This is a genomic window from Vibrio cincinnatiensis (genome assembly GCF_022113815.1).
GTDB lineage: Bacteria > Pseudomonadota > Gammaproteobacteria > Enterobacterales > Vibrionaceae > Vibrio > Vibrio cincinnatiensis_A.
Map to the genome: position 1 here is coordinate 28,424 of NZ_SGOM01000014.1, position 16,304 is coordinate 44,727.

The following is a 16,304-nucleotide window of genomic DNA, read 5'->3' on the forward strand; positions in this document are numbered from 1 at the left end:
TGTTAAAATTGTCACATTTCCCGTTGGGGTAAAGGTCTTTTCTCGGTGATTAAGATGACGCGTATTCTAGCCAAATTATCGCTAAAGATCTCGCGCAATCGTTTGGCATGGGAAAAATAATCGTTAAAAAAGGCTTTTTCAAGTAAAAAAAGCACGGTGGAGTCTTTTTCGTTAATGCATTTTTGATGAGCCTAAAGAGAGAAAAGGAGAGTGAGATGTTTCAGATCGGTGAACTGGCTAAACGCTGTGGCGTGTCGAGTGATACGCTGCGCTTTTACGAAAAAAATGCGCTGATTAAACCTGCTGGGCGCAGTGAATCTGGATATCGTTTATATGATGAGGCCAATCAACAGCAAGTCAGTTTTATTTTAAAAGCCAAAGCATTGGGGCTGAGCCTTGATGAGATAAAAGAGTTACTCGATATTAAGTTGGAAGCGACAGAGCACAGCTGTGCTGAAGTGAAGTCGATTACTAGTGCTAAGCTCAAACTGATTGATGAGAAAATTGCGGAGCTGACTCGGATTCGTGCTGCGCTCAAGAAAATCAACGATGCGTGCTGTGGAGATAGTGATGATGATGCCAGCCATTGCTCCATTTTAGCTGCCTTAGAGTAGCCCAACCTTAGTTTTCATTTTTGACACCTTGGAGTGTTGGTGTTCTTGAGTAAAAAGTCAGTATAATCTTACACTTTTGTTACTGGATGATTATGGATCGATCGGTCTCGGTGATGTGAATCACTGACTTTTACTGTTACTTCATGGTGCACACATGGTTGGAAGATGCTTTCAAATCAACGACTGGATGCTGAGTGTTGATGAAAATAAATTGTATCGCCAAAATAGGGAAGTTTCGGTTGAGCCAAGATTGATTAATCTATTGTATTTTTTAGCAAAAAATGCAGGCGAGGTCTTCTGTCGAGAAGAATTAATCGAGCATGTCTGGGGTGGAGCCGTCGTTACCGATCAAGTAGTTACGCAGTCTATTTTTGAGTTGAGAAAGCTGCTTCGTGATGGACGTGAAGAAAATATCCCTTATTTAACCACGGTTCCTAAACGGGGTTATAAGCTGGTCGCGACGGTAACCGAAATCTTTTCTGTGCCTGTTCATGGATGGCAAGACGGTGATATTAGCCCACCCTCGGCAGATACTTCAGATGCCGAATTGGAGGCGTCGTCAACATCTTACTCTGAGGTTACCTTTCCTGCCGCCCCTTTAACTCGGGCTTTTCAGTCTCGATCCTCCTTTTCAAAACATGCTCATTTTCCCGTGAAACGCTGGCGAACTGTACTGTTTGATGTGGTGTGGATCTGCGTGCTGATTATTGGCTTTGGGTTATTTACGTATCATCAATCTGATATCACGATTACCCAAGCGGTGGATGCTCGTCTCATTGAATTTAAATTTGATGACAGCTTTGCACAAAATGAAAACGATGCAGATCTGGCCGATGGTATTATTCAAAAGTTAGCGGCCGATGTGGATCAAGTCACGGATTACCGTATTCGTTTGAGTAAAACACGTTTTGCTTCCGGCATCCTGCCGGGGAAAACCGTGACGGTATTAGTGAAAGATCACGAAGGGAAATCGTATCTTGATCTGGAATACCGTAATAATGCCTCTGGAACTATCTTATTTAGCCGCCAATACATGTTAGTTCCTCCTCATTTAAACCGGGTAGTCAAGCAAATTTCACTCGATTTAATGCAAGCGTTACATGTCTCGGATGCGCAAAGCCAATCTGAGCGATTGATGGCTGGAATGCCTGTTAATCAACAAGCTCTCTCGAAGCTGATTCTTGCTCATCATTATTTAAATGTCTCACAGCCTGAATCGTTTAAAGAGGGGATTCAACTCTTAGAGCAAGTGCTGCGTTCTGAACCTGAGAATAGCTATATTCAGGCTGAATTATTAGTGGCCTACTATGTGCAAGTTGCATTAGATCCTGATCAAGCTTTAGCTCAAGATAGAGTGAATCAGCTGACTTATCAGTTGGTGGGCGGAATCAAATCGGCCAGCCTTGCGACTCAAGCTCGGGTGTTTGAAGCGTTGGCGTTGCATGAAATATTAACTAACCATCCTGAGCAGGCGGAAGTCTATCTACAAAAAGTGTTTGCTCAACGAGAATCCGTATTAGCGTATGTGCTACAAGGTAAGCTTTTTGAATTAAAAGGGGATACCGAAGCGGCCAGTGAAGCCTACAGTGAGGCTTTTTATATCGATACTTCGATAGAAACTTATTTATTGTGTGAAAACTTGGCGTTTTATAGCAACTTAAAATCGATTGATTATGCGCTCTATCGCTCAGTTCATCCTTCTGTGACGACCGTATTATAAGCGGTCACTACCGACCTCAATGACTTTGATGGGGCGCTTTGGGTTATCTTTGATGATCGAAAAGCGTCATGTCATTCTCTCTCTTTCTTTCCTTCTATGACTCTTCCTCCCTTTTTTCTTGATTGAATATTATCTTCGATTCCTTGCCCATTTGGATTGGATGCCCATTGATTAAGAGTGAGTCTTCTTCGTTATTAGTGATAACGATCACTTTTCAATATCTTGAGCAAATCTTGATAATTTTATTGAGGAGAAAAATTGAAGCTATATGCAGTTTTATTTCTTTATCTTTTATCAGGTTTCCAATGAAGGACTTTATTAATATTTTGTTTTTAAAGAATTTTATGTTTTTATTTTTTATTGGTTGGCGCTCAATATAAAGATTTAGTCATTTTTTTATTGATAATCGCATCTTGATTTTTTCTGTCTTTTTTCCGCGTAACCTTCGCTTTGTTCGGTGAAGGGCTCAGCTCGTGTTGGGTCTTTTACTTCTGAGGGTCTGAGCGAATCGCTCGTGGAAAAATCGGGAGACATTATGTCATCGAGTACCAAAAAAATTGGCGTTATCGCCTGTACCGGGGTTGTCGCGGGTAACATGATGGGGAGTGGTATTGCCTTGTTACCGTCCAGTTTAGCAACCGTGGGCTCTATTTCTTTATTTAGTTGGATTATCTGCATTGTTGGTGCATTGAGTCTAGCTTTTGTCTTTGCACGCTTAGCCACCAAAAACCCACAAGAGGGTGGTCCGATTGCTTATGCTGGAGAGGTCTCTCCTGTTTTTGGTTTTCAGGCAGGCGTACTTTATTACCATGCAAACTGGATCGGTAACCTAGCGATTGCGATTACGGGTGTTTCTTATCTTTCTGTTTTCTTCCCTGTGTTGAATAACCCTGTCCCTGCTGGCTTAGCAACCATTGCTTCTGTTTGGCTTTTCACACTGGTTAACTTACTCGGTGGTAGCTGGGTAAGTCGCTTATGTACGATTGGTTTGGTTCTGATTTTGATTCCTGTCCTTGGTACAGCGTTGTTTGGTTGGACCCATTTTGATATGGCGATTTACCAACATAACTGGAATGTGTCTGCGGGTAGCGATAGCCATGCGATCGTTAGCGCAGTACTTATCTGCTTGTGGTCATTTGTTGGGGTTGAGTCTGCGGCCGTTTCTTCTGGTATGGTGCGTAATCCAAAACGAACTGTGCCATTGGCAACCATGCTGGGCACTGCGCTGGCCGGTATTATCTATGTGGTTTCGACACAAATGATCAGTGGCCTTTTCCCAGCGGGTGACATTGCCGCTTCAGGCGCACCGTTTGCGATGGCGACGACAAACCTATTTGGTAGCTGGTCTGCACCGTTCGTTTCTGCCTTTACGGCACTCGCCTGTTTTACTTCATTAGGCTCTTGGATGATGTTAGTGGGTGAAGCCGGTAAACGTGCCGCTGCGGATGGTAACTTCCCTAAAGTGTATGGTGAAACGGATAAAAATGGTGTACCGAAAAAAGGTTTAATTCTCGCTTCCCTAAAAATGACAGCGTTAATGATTGTGTTGATGCTCTTTAGCTCACAAACCGCTCATGCGGCGGACATCTTTAATCAGCTCACCACTGATGCAGTATTGTTGACTATGCTGCCTTACTTCTACTCCAGCATTAACTTGATCCGCTTTGAAGGTATGACGACTCGCAATAGCTTTGTCATGCTTTTCTCTGGGGTAGCGTGTGCGTTTTGTATGATTGCTCTTGCCGGAGCAGAAGGAACCACACTAACGGCTACCTTCATCATTTCATTAGTAATTTTGATGTTCTACAGCAAAAAAGCGGGCTTTGCTCAATACCGTGAATCTCATAAGCACAGCGCTTCTGCGTCGATGGCTTAATCCTCCGATGCTAGCGCTGGTGATCGAAAGCTGACGTTAGCTCGTTAATTTCTTTGGCGTTCCTGATACTCACTATCACGTTAGATAGGGAGCGCCTCCTTTCGTCTTGGAGATGTCCAAATGAATATTTTTGCTATCCTGAACCACATGGGTGTGTTCTTTAAAGAAGAGCCAGTGCGTCAACTGCATGCGGCTTTAGAAAAAGCCGGTTATGAAGTGGTTTACCCGGTTGATGATAAAGATCTGATTAAACTGATTGAAATGAACCCACGCATTTGCGGCGTTCTGTTTGACTGGGATAAATACTCACTTGAATTGTGTGAACGCATTAGCCAAGTGAATGAGAAATTACCCGTACACGCCTTTGCCAATGAGCAATCAACCTTAGATATTTCTTTAACTGATCTGCGTTTGAACGTGAGCTTTTTTGAATATGCCTTAGGTATGGCAGATGATATTGCTATCAAAATCAATCAAGCGACACAAGAGTATAAAGAGGCGATCATGCCTCCGTTTACCAAAGCACTGTTTAAATATGTGGATGAAGGGAAATATACTTTCTGCACGCCAGGACACATGGGGGGAACAGCCTTCCAAAAAAGCCCCGCGGGTAGCATCTTCTATGATTTCTACGGTCCAAATACTTTTAAAGCTGACGTTTCTATCTCTATGCCAGAGTTGGGTTCATTGCTTGACCACTCGGGTCCACATAAAGAAGCGGAAGAGTATATTGCTCGTACTTTTAATGCGGACAGTTCTTACATTGTGACTAACGGAACATCGACCTCAAACAAGATTGTCGGTATGTTCTCTGCTCCGGCAGGCAGCACCGTATTAGTGGATCGTAACTGTCATAAATCCCTCACCCATCTCATGATGATGACGGATGTGACACCAATTTATTTCCGCCCAACTCGTAATGCTTATGGGATTTTAGGCGGGATTCCACAAAGTGAATTTAGCCGTGAAGTGATTGCGGAAAAAGTAGCGAATACACCGGGAGCCACTGCGCCAACCTATGCGGTTGTGACTAATTCTACTTACGATGGTCTGCTTTACAATACTCAGTTCATCAAAGAGTCTTTAGATTGTAAACATATCCACTTTGATAGTGCTTGGGTGCCTTACACTAACTTTAATCCTATTTACCAAGGTAAATGCGGCATGAGTGGTGAAGCCATTCCGGGTAAAGTGTTCTATGAAACCCAATCCACCCATAAACTGCTGGCGGCTTTCTCACAATCTTCCATGATTCATATTAAAGGGGAGTTTGATAAAGAGTCTTTCAATGAAGCCTTTATGATGCATACCTCTACCTCACCACAGTACGGTATCGTGGCTTCCACTGAAACCGCCGCGGCGATGATGCGAGGTAATACCGGTCGTAAACTGATGCAAGACTCGATTGATCGCGCTATCCGTTTCCGGAAAGAGATCAAACGCCTGAAAGGGGAAAGCGAAAGTTGGTTCTTTGACGTTTGGCAGCCTGAAAACATTGATACCACAGAATGTTGGAAGCTAGAACCTAGTGATAACTGGCACGGTTTCAAGGATTTAGATGACAATCATATGTACCTTGACCCAATCAAAATCACTCTGCTGACTCCGGGGATGAGTCAAGAGGGTGAGCTTGAAACATCGGGTATTCCAGCTTCATTGGTGGCGAAATTCTTAGATGAACGTGGCATTGTGGTTGAAAAAACCGGTCCTTATAACTTGCTGTTCCTATTCTCGATTGGGATTGATAAGTCAAAAGCGATGCAATTGCTGCGTGGTTTAACTGAATTTAAACGCGGTTATGATTTGAACTTGACGATCCGTACTATGCTGCCAGCACTGTATAAAGAAGATCCAAGCTTCTATGAAGGCATGCGCATTCAAGAGTTGGCGCAAGGTATTCACGACTTGATCAAAAAATATCAATTGCCTGAACTGATGTATAAAGCATTTGATGTTTTACCTGAAATGAAAGTGACGCCTCATGCGGCTTGGCAGCAAGAACTGCGTGGTCAAACTGAAGAAGTGCAACTGAATGAGATGGTGAACCGAATCAGTGCCAATATGATTCTGCCTTATCCTCCTGGTGTTCCTTTGGTTCTGCCTGGTGAGGTGGTGACAGAAGATTCACGCCCAGTGTTAGAGTTTTTGGAAATGCTGTGTGAAATTGGCGCTCATTACCCTGGCTTTGAAACCGATATTCACGGTTTATATCGCCAAAATGATGGCAGCTACACCGTAAAAGTGTTGAAAGCTTAACGACGAATACGGTGAGTGGAGATTCGGGAAAAGGATTCATTGCAGATCTTTCTACTCTCCGCTTACCGTTAACCATTCGACTATAAGCACCCTCAAGAACGCTTGTCGAACCCAGAGCCCATTCGGGCTCTTTTTTATTCTGTCGGAACAAGTTTGAAGCACTTTATACTTTAAAGTGCCCAATGCTCTGTTTCAGTTGTTGACCGCTATCTGAAAGCTGCTGGCTGGCAGTGGCCACTTGCTCTGCTTGGGTGGCGGCTTGGGTACTGTGTTCTGCTATCTGACTCAGGTTACGATTGATTTCATCCGTTGCTGTGGTTTGTTGGGCACTGGCCTCGGCAATGTGTTGGTTGAGGTTAACAATCACTTTAACTTGCTGATCAATCTCATTCAGCATTTGCTGAGCCAGAGAAGCTTGTTCTTGGGTGGCTTGTGATTGCTGTTGAGTTTGAGTCATGGAGTGGCTCAACACTTTGGCTCGATCTTGTAGGCTACCCACAATCTGTTCGATTTCATCGGTGCTGGTTTGAGTTCGAGTGGCAAGGGTGCGAACTTCATCAGCAACAACCGCAAAGCCTCGCCCTTGCTCCCCGGCTCTTGCGGCTTCTATCGCTGCATTGAGAGCCAATAGGTTAGTTTGATCAGCAATGGCTCGAATCACATCTAAGATTTTCCCGACTTCTTCCGTTTCTTTGGTGAGTATTTGGGTATTTTGCTCTGTTTCCGTTAAGCGCTGTGATAACTCACTCATATAACCAGACGCTTTGCTAATGACTTGACTACCTTCTTGCCCTTTATGGCTGGCGGTTTGTGCAGCAGAGGCGGCATCATGGGCTGCATTAGCCACTTCTTGATTGCTGGCGTGCAGTTCATTCATCGCAGAAGCAACCGTATCCACCGATTGCTGCTGTTGCAGTGCTTTTTGTGAAGAACTTTGCGCAACTTGGGTCAACGCTTGTGCATGTCCGGTAACATTGCTGGTAATGGGAGTGACCTCTTGGACTATTTGCCGGATTTTGCCGGTAAATTGATTAAAGGCGCGTGCAATACGAGAAAGTTCGTCATTACCTTGTGTATCAAGTTGTTGGGTGAGATCGCCTTCGCCTTTCGCAATATCTTCCATGGCGGCTAAGGTGGCTAAGCAAGGTTTCGTAATACTGCGTCCAATCAGATAAGCGAGAGCGGCCATCACGATAATGGCGATCGACAACTGCATGAGAACGGTTTTGCTCCGCTCTGCGAAGAGTGCCTGCACATCATCAAGATACACACCTGTGCCCACAATCCAACCCCAAGGTTTAAATAATTTTACGTAGGAAAGTTTATCGATGGGTAGCTCTGCGCCGGGTTTTTCCCATTGGTAATAAACAAAACCAGCCCCTTGTTGGCGAGCTGTTTGGGCCATATCCACAAACAGTTTTTTCCCATTAGGATCCATAAACTGGCTAAGATCTTTGCCATTGAGATGGGGGCTGAAAGGATGCATAACCATATTGGGTTTCAGATCGTTGATCCAAAAATAATCTTTATTTCCGTAACGTAAATGGGCTATGGCTTCTTTGGCGTGTTGCTGGGCTTGGGGTTCTGTGAGTTCTCCGGCCAGTTGCTTTTTATGATAGTGGTGTAAAATTTCAAGGCTACTTTCGACCAAATACTGTGTTTGTAGCTGTTTCGCACTCATGAGGTCGGCTTGATAATCTTTGATTAATAATCCAAAAGGCACTAAGAGCAGGCCGACAATCACCGCACTGAGTAAATATAACCGAGCTCGAATAGTGATTTGACGCAAGCGTGAAAAATGCATAAGCATCACTCCTTGTAATGCTGGTGGCTTAAGATATTTGTTTATTCTATTGTTTTTTTACTTTAGCAGTTAAAGCTAGGCTGGGTAAATGAGACTTAGGAAGAAGGTGTGAGCCGGTCGAGTTTCTCTCATCATAAAATTGTATAAAAAGAGAACTTGGATAGGGGGAAATAAAAAGCCATTAACCGGTGAGTTAATGGCTTGATGTTAATTCATGGAGAACAGCGTGATTAGTTCATGCCGTATTATTAAATTTTTTATTTCATTCTCGTTCATTTAAACTCATATTTTATATTTAAATCTTTTATAACAATAATTTAATTGTTGATTGTGGTTCGTTATTGTTCAAATTGATTCAGCTTCGTTTACTTGTTATATTTAAAAATGCGGGTGTTTTTTGAGGGGGTTTTATGGCTCTTACGGATTCAAAGTTAAAGTCAATGTTAGGTACCAAGTTTGATTCCAAGAGACCAAGACGTCTCGCTGATCGAGATGGTTTGAATATTCTGTGGCGACCAACAGGTAAGTTGAGCTGGATTTACCGTTATAGATATGGCGGTAGAGAACAAGAACTAACAATAGGAAGTTACTCAAATAGCATAAATGGTCTTGGATTAAAGGAAGCTAGAAACAAGGCATCCTTATGCAGAAAGCTTCTGGATGAGGGGAAAGATCCTAAAGTTGAACTAAAACGGCAGGTATTAAATGAAAAGAAGCAAGGTGTCACAGTAAAGGACGCTTTAGAGTATTGGCTGAATGAATATGCCGTAAATAATAGGGCTAACATTGAAAAACATCGCTCCCAATTTGCGAAACACATTTACCCTTATTTGGGGAACGAAAAAGCCCAAGATTGCTCTACGGAGCAATGGATTGAGTGTTTTGATCGGATTCGAAAGGGGGCGAAAGAGCTTAGGCAGCGTCCTGCTCCTGTGGCGTCTGGATATATTTTGCAAAATGTAAAACAGGCTTTGCGATTCTGTCGTGTGAGACGCTTTGTTGTCAGCAATGCTCTTGATGATCTAATGGTTAATGATGTTGGTTCAAGGCAGGGGAAGAAAGACAGGTATCTATCAGAGGAGGAATTTGCTACCTATTTGAACTGGTTAGCTCAAGGAAAAATTCCTGCATATTATAGGAAGTTGTTTTTTATAGTTACTTTTTTTGGCTGTAGAACTATAGAAGCACGGCTTTCTACGTGTTCAGAATGGGATTTGGAAAACTGGACTTGGACTGTGCCAAAAGAGCACAGTAAGACAAAAGAAAAAATTGTTAGACCTATTCCAGAGGCACATAGAGATTATATTTCGAGTATTTTGAAATCGCTCCAATCCTCACCGCATAGCTTATTGCTTGGTGAGGAGAAAAGCTCAGAAGCTGTTTCCGTATATGGATCTGGGATATGGAAAAAAATTGGTCACTCTGAAGCTTGGACTTTGCATGATCTTAGAAGAACATTCTCTACACACTTAAATGAGCTAGGTGTAGAGCCGTACGTTGTTGAGAAGTTATTAGGTCACTCGTTGGGTGGTGTTTTGTCCATCTACAATAGGAGTCAATACTTAGATAAAAAGCTTGATGCACTTACGCTTTGGAGTACTTACTGCATGTCACTTATGAAACACAATGAGATTTGAAATGAACTTATTTGATATTGATATCGCTAAAATGATCCCATTTAGTGCTAAAGAACTATATGACTTGCCGCCGAAAGAAATAAGTCGTCTAGCGAAAAATGTTTCAGATCTTAATAACCATATGGGGCAGGTAAAGCTTGAGCATAAGAACTTTGAGGCTATGGTTCGAAGATATACAGAGGGGACTTCAGATGCCCGTTATATGCTCGCTCTTGCGGAAGGTATAAGAAGTGACTCACTTTCCTCTCATGGTAGAGAGTTTCTTTCTAGCCTCTTTGAAGAAGGGGCTGAGTTATTGTTTAACTTGCCTTTAGAAAAGGATGGAGACTACAGATCTAAGAAGCTTGGTGGGTTGTTTGGTTCGAAGCTTGGAGCGTCCAATACGGATGGAAAATTACCTAGTTATTATATCTACTGGATTTTTGAACAGATAAAATGTCGGGAAATCAATGTCTTTTATCATACTGTAGAAGTAAACGACAGAGCTACAAATGAAGATTCACGATCATACGTTTCAGGAATTGATATTTGTGATTTTCTAGATATCGATGCAACCGAAAGCATTACTTTTGTTGCCAAAGCTATGGGTGAAAGACTGGGAATTGCAGGTCGCACGATTCAAAACTTGGTAACGAAGTTCAGAGTATTAACCATAGTGCGCTATCTAACTGCATTATATTCATTATGTGAAAGAGAGGTGTTGGAATACCTTCGCTCTAAAAAAGATGAGGTAACTTTGAGTGAGGTTAGCCGATTAGTTCTCAAACTAGACAATGAATATATGAAAAAATTTCACTGGTGTATCACTGAACGAACAAAGCCTACTTTTGAACATTATGTCATTAAGTATCTAGTAAAAGAAGGAAAAATCAAAATAGAAGGCAATCGTGTTTTTTCATCATCTTAATGCCTCTTCATCTAAATCTCTCTGATCCTTGTGTCCCTACCAGATGCGGGACATACACATCTGTACAGTTAAGCATATGAACACGAATGAAATTCGGTGAAGTATGCTTAACATTGGTATCCCGTTAGTCATCCCAATTCTGGGGATTCTAATCTGAAATGTTGAGCGTATGAGCACCATTAAATAAATGAGGTGAATATGCTTAATCCTGATCTACAAATAGTTTCTACAAAAACAGTTACTCAATCTTTTAACCGTAGCCTTTTGACTTTAAAGCGATGGTCTGAACAAGGTCACTTTCCTAAAAGTGTGAAAGTGAACGGACGCGTCATAGGTTGGTGGAGGAGAGATATTGAACTTTGGTTAAAGAACTCTACTGAACCTAAAAATGAAGAGGTATCAGAGCATGAGTAACTTCATAATTTTTCCTTTCTCGAAAGTCCATGTGACAACTAATCAACTGTGTGTCTCTTTATGGCAGCGTGATTTTGTTGATAGCCCCCTTGCTGGTTATGAATTAGTAATTTATGACACGGCGTTAGAAGCTGTGGGATCTCCAAAGCTTGTTACAAGGGAGCTTTTTGATGTACTGCAAAAAGCGGCTGCGATACGGATAGCTGAACAAAATGGGTGTGATTGTTCACAAATAAAGTTCTTGTTTTTGCGTTGGAAATACGGAAGAGACCATTGGGTAAATGAGATTGTGAACAAAGCTATCGAGCAAAGATAGAGTCCATAGCTATTAATACATACAACCACGCATCTACTCTGCAAACCTTACAAGCAGAAATGTTATGTAAGGTCATGATTGTAAAGTTAAAAGTTGACATTTCGGCTTTGAAATCATTGAGCGGGGTAGTGATGGTTAAGTTATTGTTTATGCAGAAGATTACATTGAAATTATAAAAAACAGGTAAAGAAATGGCAAAAAAGAAAAACAATATTGCTCAACATGCTGTTACGACACGATTGACTGTGGGTTGATTATGCCGCACTGCGAGCAGAGGCGGAAGCAAGAGGCTCAAATCCAGCACAAGTGCTTCGCTTGGCTTGGAGTTTGTATTTGGAGAACAAGAGTATAGAAAGTCGAATTGATCGATTGGAAAGCAGAATGACTCGCAGAACATTTGAGATCGTATCTGTGGTTGCTGGACTTTCTCAAGTAGAGCGTCAGGACGCTCTATCTCAAGTTAAAAAATATCTGGAGGCTACAAAATGATTAACTCTACTCAACGTTACCAGTTATGGCCTCAGATGGGGATGGTATTTTTGGTCAGCTCGTCAGGGCTGACATATCTAAAGCTTTGGCTCCTGTATGGAGGGGATATTAGTTTTGCTTTAGTAGCTTTAACCGAGGGAAAGCCTTTGTGTTATATAGCGATTACTACATCCATCATATTAGGTGCTTTCATTGCGTATAAACTCCTTTACGTAGCAGGAGGCAGGGAGACTGTAGTTCACCTGTCTGGGCCTGTCAGGTTGAAAGGAAGGCTTGCTAAACAGCACGCAAAGAAGAAGTTCAAAAGCAAGGTTACAAGCGATTCTATGGGGAGGGGAATTTACCTCCACCCTGACATACAGATTCTCATGAGGCAAGAGCTAGCAAATCTCCTTCTTTTTGGGCAGCAGGGAAGTGGTAAGAGTGCAATTTTCAAACCTAGGATCCATTTTAGTCGTCAAAGAGGTGACCAAGTCTTTATATACGATAGGAAAAACGAATATACACCGCTTTTTTTTGATAAGGACTCTGTACTTATAAGTCCATTTGACTGCCGTAGCGCTATGTGGGACTTAAGTAAAGATGTTCAAACAGAGCAAGACGCATTACTCATTGCGCAATGCTTGATTGAAGAAACTGATGACCCGTTATGGAGCACTGGAGCAAGATTGCTTCTGACTGGCTACATGATGATCCTGTTGAATGTTAGAGGCAAGTGTTCATGGTATTCGCTAGCGGGTTTACTCAGTAAACCCGAGAACGAACTATTACCTATGCTAAGAACACACTACCCTCAAGCTGCTGTGTTTATTGGTCAGAACTCTAAAACAACCCAAGGCTTTTTGGTCACATTGATGAAAGAGTTGCACTGGCTTCGGCAGCTTCGTGCTGTATGGAGACCGAGAGCTACCAACAGCTTTTCTATAAATGATTGGGTTGAGAATAAATCGACCACACCTGGCACATTAATAATTGCACATGATGAAAGCTCGCCAGAGTTGTCTAGCAAAATTTGTAATGCAATGTTTTCACTTATGGTTAGTCGCGTTTTAGTACTTGATGATAGTGATGAAAGGCGTATTTGGTTTTGTCTTGATGAGCTTTCTAGCCTTACAAAGAATGATTCGTTGGAAAAGTGGTTGCGACTGGGCCGCTCAAAGGGTGCTAGAACAATTGCTGGTGTTCAATCTATATCGCAGATTCGGTCAATTTATGGGGCTGATGTAACGGAGACACTTCTAAACTTATTTGGGAATGTTATCGCTTTAAGAATGGGGGCTTCTGGTGAATCAGCAAAATACGCCAGCGCAGCATTTGGAGAACATCAAGTAGAGCGCCAATTATTAAGTCGTGATGATACTGGTCGCCGCTCAGTTAGCACTCAAGTTAGTTATGAACCTTTGGTGAGGCCAGAAGACTTGGTTAGCTTAGAATATTCTTCAAGCGGCGTATCTGGGTTTATGTCTATCCAAGGCTGGGGTGCAGTATATGAGATGCAGTGGCCGTTTGTTGATATTCCTGTTGTGGCTGATGCTGTTGTTAAGCAAAAAAGTCTTGAAGGTAAAAAACCTACTAGAAATAAAAAAATAGGAAAGAATAGGCTGAGGAGATCAAAAACATGATGTCGATGTGTCCCATTAAGAATCTAGATTATTATGAGGAGCTTGCCGAGGAAGATTACTACACTAAAGGAGGAGAGCCTGCTGGTGTGTGGTATGGCAAAGGGGCTATCTTGCTGGATCTATCAGGCTATGTGGAAAAGGAAGATTATAAAAGAATCATGAGTGGCTTCTCTCCCAGTGGGGAAGCCTTGTGCCAAAAGCCTGGCCTTGAACATCGTGCTGGATTTGACCTTTGCTTTAGTCCTCCTAAATCAGTATCAGTACTATGGGCAAGAGCTGATACATCATTAAAACAAAAGATTCAGGCAGCACAGTTTAAGGCTATCTGCTCTGCTATTGACCATTTAGAGAGACACGCAGCTATTACACGTAGGTTGCACAATGGAACTAGTCGGGAGGAAGTCATTGGGCTAGTTGCCGCAACTTATGAACACAGTACATCTAGAGCTTTGGATCCCCAGCTACACACTCACTGCCTTATTGCTAACATCGCACCTCGGTATGATGGCACGTGGGGAACATTAGAGAGTCGAGACCTGTTTCTTTGGCAAGCTAGCGCAGGGGCTGTATATAAAGCCGAACTGGCATTTCAGTTACGTGAGCTAGGTGCTTCAATTGAAAGGTATCAAGATACCTTTCAAATCAGTGGCGTGCCTGCAAGTTTATGTGAGTATTTCTCTAAGCGTTCTAAGGATATCAGGGCAAAGTTGGATTCTGTCGGCATTACTTCTGGAAAAACTTCTTTTGGAGATATTGCTGTGCTTGATACTAGAGCAAAGAAGCAAGAAGTTAACCGAGCTACTCTTTTTCATGAATGGAATAGGCAAATGGATGAGAGGGGGTTTGGGCTTAATGCACTAGAAAGTATCTTGTCTAGGGAGCAGAGTATAGAGTTTCCTGATGTGTTATTTGATGAAATAGAAATCTTAGAAAAGGTTAGTGAGAAAAAAGCGGTTTTCCGCAAGCAGGATATTTATAAAGCTGCTGCTGAGGTCGCTCAGATTTCTGGGGAATCATCTAAGAGGATTGAGAATACAGTAAAGAGGTTGATACTTGATAAAGATGTCATCTTTATTAAGAGGGATAGCAAGCACAATGAGCTATTCACTTCTCGACATATTGTTGAAGCAGAACGTCGTCTTATCGACCACGCTCAGCAGTTAAAGGAAAAGCAGAGCTTACCTATTAACCCAAATAGTGTGGAAATTGCGTTCAATAAACTCACAGTAGCAGGTATTTCCTTGTCAGATGAGCAACGAGAGGCGGTATGGGAGGCTTGTTCATCATCAAAGATTTCTATATTACAAGGAGCCGCAGGGAGCGGAAAAACGGCTTCTCTGGAGGCTGTTCGTATAGCTCATGAGAGTGAAGGTTATAAGGTGATTGGTGCCTCAGTAGCCAAACTGGCAGCAGACAATTTAAGTAGAGAAGCAGGGATAAACACTTATACTTTGGCAAGACTCCTTATTGATATTGAGCAGGACAGGCTAAATATTGATGATAAGACCTTGGTTTTGATAGATGAAGCTGGACAACTTGGAACTATTGATTTGTCGGCTTTGTTGGAAAATATTGTCGAGTATGGTTCGAAAGTTGTGTTGGTTGGTGAGGACAAGCAATTAGATGCGATTTCGCATGGTGGTGCATTGCGTTATTTGTCAAAGCCTGATGTGGCTGGAACATCTAGGATTGAAACAATACGTAGGCAAAGAGAGCAATGGTCTCGTAACGCGGTGATGTACTTGAGAAACGGACAAGCTAAAAACTCATTATCGTTAAGCCAGAAGAAAGGTTATGTGCAAATTGGCAATGATAGTCCAGACACGCGTGCTCTATTGGTTGATTCATGGAACCGATATAGAAAAGACCATCCTGAAAAAAATTCTATCGTGCTTGCACAGACTTGGAAAGATGTTCAATCCATCTCGGAGCAGATTAGGAGTATTTATCAGTCAGAAGGTATCGTGGGAAATGAAAATCTTAAGTTTACATGCAGCGTTTCGGACAAGAGCCTAAGGTTTGAGTTTTCAACTGGTGATCGAGTCAGGTTAACCCAAAATGACTATCGTCGTGATTTCAGTAACGGAACTTTAGCTACTATAACCAATTTGACTCAGTTAGCTGATGGCAGTGTAGAGTTCAAGTTAGTTAGTGATGAAGGCAAGCCTTTATGCTTTAGCAGCAATGATTATTGTGATGAGTTAGGTCAGCTATATCTGGCTCATGCATATGCAATCACAATATATTCAAGTCAAGGTATTACTGTCGATGGCGATTCATTTGTTTTATATAGCTCAGGTATGGATCGCTCATACGCATATGTAGCAGGCTCAAGACATAAAGACAATTGTCGTTGCTTTATCAATAAAAGCAACATTGAAGAAAGCTTTAATGATGGTAAATGCCTGACAAATAATCAGATTTTAGGGCTTACAGCACAAGCTATGAGCCATGACAACTACAAGTGTTTAGCTATTGAGTATTTTTCAGAGCATCAAGAGGTACTACTCGAGCTACCTCAAATGGTGTCAGAGATAGATCTATCTCTATAGATTTTATGTAGACCAAGGGCTTTGCCCTTGAAATTATCGACTTTCGATAGTTTCAAGGGGGCTAGTGTAGAAAAAATGGATACAATAGAATTTATAT

General features: G+C 42.1%; 12 protein-coding genes. 10 read left to right on the forward strand and 2 right to left on the reverse strand.

Features of this window, described 5'->3' with window-relative positions:
* Nucleotides 1-11: 11 nt before the first annotated feature.
* Nucleotides 12-176, reverse strand: a complete 165-nt coding sequence (locus tag EXA13_RS16995) for a phosphoribosylamine--glycine ligase (protein ID WP_430794494.1) — start codon at nt 174-176, stop codon at nt 12-14.
* A 39-nt stretch (nt 177-215) separates the two neighbouring features.
* On the opposite strand from EXA13_RS16995, the gene zntR reads away from it, so the two are divergent.
* From zntR to EXA13_RS14770, 4 genes are all read left to right on the forward strand, one after another.
* Nucleotides 216-614, forward strand: coding sequence for a Zn(2+)-responsive transcriptional regulator (gene zntR, locus EXA13_RS14755; RefSeq protein WP_078926904.1), 399 nt, complete (start codon nt 216-218; stop codon nt 612-614).
* Between the two features lie 154 nt (nt 615-768).
* Nucleotides 769-2,334, forward strand: a complete 1,566-nt coding sequence (gene cadC, locus EXA13_RS14760; protein WP_238133834.1) for a lysine decarboxylation/transport transcriptional activator CadC — start codon at nt 769-771, stop codon at nt 2,332-2,334.
* A gap of 535 nt (nt 2,335-2,869) precedes the next feature.
* Complete coding sequence (cadB, locus tag EXA13_RS14765; protein ID WP_238133835.1) at nt 2,870-4,210, forward strand: cadaverine/lysine antiporter; 1,341 nt, start codon at nt 2,870-2,872, stop codon at nt 4,208-4,210.
* A gap of 120 nt (nt 4,211-4,330) precedes the next feature.
* On the forward strand, nt 4,331-6,466 hold the full coding sequence (locus EXA13_RS14770) for a lysine decarboxylase CadA (RefSeq protein ID WP_238133836.1): 2,136 nt from the start codon (nt 4,331-4,333) through the stop codon (nt 6,464-6,466).
* 163 nt (nt 6,467-6,629) lie between these two features.
* On the opposite strand, the gene EXA13_RS14775 is transcribed toward EXA13_RS14770, so the two are convergent.
* Complete coding sequence (locus tag EXA13_RS14775) at nt 6,630-8,270, reverse strand: methyl-accepting chemotaxis protein (RefSeq protein WP_238133837.1); 1,641 nt, start codon at nt 8,268-8,270, stop codon at nt 6,630-6,632.
* Nucleotides 8,271-8,680: 410 nt separating this feature from the next.
* Between EXA13_RS14775 and EXA13_RS14780 the strand changes: the two genes are divergently transcribed.
* The 6 genes from EXA13_RS14780 (at nt 8,681) to mobF (ending at nt 16,207) form a co-directional block, all read left to right on the forward strand.
* Nucleotides 8,681-9,907: a tyrosine-type recombinase/integrase gene (locus EXA13_RS14780; protein ID WP_238133838.1), complete on the forward strand. Its 1,227-nt coding sequence runs from the start codon at nt 8,681-8,683 to the stop codon at nt 9,905-9,907.
* A 1-nt stretch (nt 9,908) separates the two neighbouring features.
* Entirely contained in the window at nt 9,909-10,814 is a 906-nt protein-coding gene (locus tag EXA13_RS14785; RefSeq protein WP_238133839.1) for a hypothetical protein, read from the forward strand.
* A 198-nt stretch (nt 10,815-11,012) separates the two neighbouring features.
* Complete coding sequence (locus EXA13_RS14790) at nt 11,013-11,228, forward strand: helix-turn-helix transcriptional regulator (RefSeq protein WP_193286729.1); 216 nt, start codon at nt 11,013-11,015, stop codon at nt 11,226-11,228.
* On the forward strand, nt 11,221-11,544 hold the full coding sequence (locus tag EXA13_RS14795) for a hypothetical protein (protein ID WP_193286730.1): 324 nt from the start codon (nt 11,221-11,223) through the stop codon (nt 11,542-11,544). The genes EXA13_RS14790 and EXA13_RS14795 overlap by 8 nt, the downstream gene beginning before the upstream one ends.
* A gap of 485 nt (nt 11,545-12,029) precedes the next feature.
* A complete protein-coding gene (locus EXA13_RS14800) occupies nt 12,030-13,655 on the forward strand; it encodes a type IV secretion system DNA-binding domain-containing protein (RefSeq protein WP_238133840.1) in 1,626 nt (541 codons plus the stop codon).
* Nucleotides 13,652-16,207 carry a MobF family relaxase gene (gene mobF / locus EXA13_RS14805; RefSeq protein WP_238133841.1) on the forward strand — a complete coding sequence of 852 codons (2,556 nt, stop codon included), beginning with the start codon at nt 13,652-13,654 and terminating at the stop codon, nt 16,205-16,207. Before EXA13_RS14800 ends, mobF begins: the two co-directional genes overlap by 4 nt.
* The last annotated feature ends 97 nt before the right edge of the window (nt 16,208-16,304 follow it).

Bases quoted from the DNA above. Each gene is read 5' to 3' on its own strand.
- zntR (WP_078926904.1), top strand. From the start codon at position 216: ATGTTTCAGATCGGTGAACTGGCTAAACGCTGTGGCGTGTCGAGTGAT.
- cadC (WP_238133834.1), top strand. From the start codon at position 769: ATGGTTGGAAGATGCTTTCAAATCAACGACTGGATGCTGAGTGTTGAT.
- cadB (WP_238133835.1), top strand. From the start codon at position 2,870: ATGTCATCGAGTACCAAAAAAATTGGCGTTATCGCCTGTACCGGGGTT.
- EXA13_RS14770 (WP_238133836.1), top strand. From the start codon at position 4,331: ATGAATATTTTTGCTATCCTGAACCACATGGGTGTGTTCTTTAAAGAA.
- EXA13_RS14775 (WP_238133837.1), bottom strand. From the start codon at position 8,270: ATGCATTTTTCACGCTTGCGTCAAATCACTATTCGAGCTCGGTTATAT.
- EXA13_RS14780 (WP_238133838.1), top strand. From the start codon at position 8,681: ATGGCTCTTACGGATTCAAAGTTAAAGTCAATGTTAGGTACCAAGTTT.
- EXA13_RS14785 (WP_238133839.1), top strand. From the start codon at position 9,909: ATGAACTTATTTGATATTGATATCGCTAAAATGATCCCATTTAGTGCT.
- EXA13_RS14790 (WP_193286729.1), top strand. From the start codon at position 11,013: ATGCTTAATCCTGATCTACAAATAGTTTCTACAAAAACAGTTACTCAA.
- EXA13_RS14795 (WP_193286730.1), top strand. From the start codon at position 11,221: ATGAGTAACTTCATAATTTTTCCTTTCTCGAAAGTCCATGTGACAACT.
- EXA13_RS14800 (WP_238133840.1), top strand. From the start codon at position 12,030: ATGATTAACTCTACTCAACGTTACCAGTTATGGCCTCAGATGGGGATG.
- mobF (WP_238133841.1), top strand. From the start codon at position 13,652: ATGATGTCGATGTGTCCCATTAAGAATCTAGATTATTATGAGGAGCTT.